Annotated in this window: 1 protein-coding gene; it reads right to left on the bottom strand. The window is 50.5% G+C overall.

What is annotated here, in order from left to right; all coding sequences use genetic code 11:
• Positions 1–18: 18 nt before the first annotated feature.
• Positions 19–1,076 (bottom strand): class I SAM-dependent methyltransferase (locus IQ219_RS19805; RefSeq protein ID WP_194073762.1); only part of this gene is annotated, 1,058 nt, incomplete at its 5' end.

Genomic DNA, 1,076 nt, shown 5'->3' with positions numbered 1-1,076 from the left:
ATGGGGGAAGTTTGCCGCCTAGCCCGCTATTGGTAAATTTCCTATTTCCAACGCCGTTGGGGGCTTAAAACCCCGCAAAGTTGGTTCCTTCATCGAGGTATTTAGCCCCTTACCCTGTAATAGCACTCCAAATTTACCAAGGCCATTGGGATCAATTAACTGGTGCAAAATAGCCCGTCGGGAAAAAATTTCGTTCAAATCATACTGACCACTGGATAGGTCCGCTAGGCGATCGCCAAGGCCAAGATTCATTAAAAAAAGTGCCTGTTGGCTAAAGTCTAAACGGTTCAGACCATAGCATTCTCCCCACCATTCCAGGGCAGTGAAGTTGACATGGGCAGTGACGTCCTGTTGCCCCAAATTGACAAAGGGATTGTCGTGGTGCCGTTGTTGAAAATAGCATTGCAAAGTGCCTCCGCTGCGTTGGGGATGGTAGTATTTCCCCGCTGGATGGCCATAGTCCACCGTTAATACCCACCCCTGGGCTAAAACCCGAGCAATTTCTTCTAGGGCCTGTTGGGCGGCTAGATTGACTTCGGTTTCATAATTTTCTTCGTAGGGGGGACTGGTCAACTGCAAACCAAAGCTGGCAAAGTAATCCACTAATTTTTCAGTGGATAGGTCGTCCCAAACACTGATCAGGTCCGTTGGCCCTGCCTCAATATACTGCTCTTGCAAAACCCCTTGTTTGATGCCCACCCGATGGACAGGCAGAGCGTCGAAGAATTCATTGCTAAAACAACAACCCACTAAGCTGTCATTGGCCAACTCCGGCCAAGTTTGCCATTGTATTTTGCCCATTTCTCGCCAGGGATCTAATAGCTCAGTTTGTCTGCGGCGGAGGGCGGCGGACTCCTCAATGATGTGGTACTGCAAGGCAGCAAAAAATTCTGGATGTAGCTTTTGCGCCTGGGCCAACACGGTTTGGGCAAAGGCCCCGGTTCCAGCCCCCAATTCCAAAAGATCAAAGCGATCTGGTGCCCCCAGCCGCTGCCACATTTCCAAAAATTGCTCAGCTAACAGTTCCCCAAAGTCGGCCCCCAAGGCGATCGCCGTGACAAAATCCCCTCGAATGC

The sequence above is a fragment of the Synechocystis sp. LEGE 06083 genome (genome assembly GCF_015207725.1).
In the GTDB taxonomy this organism is placed as follows: domain Bacteria; phylum Cyanobacteriota; class Cyanobacteriia; order Cyanobacteriales; family Microcystaceae; genus Synechocystis; species Synechocystis salina.
Note: the sequence above shows the minus strand (reverse complement) of the source record. Positions and strands in the feature narration are given on the sequence as shown.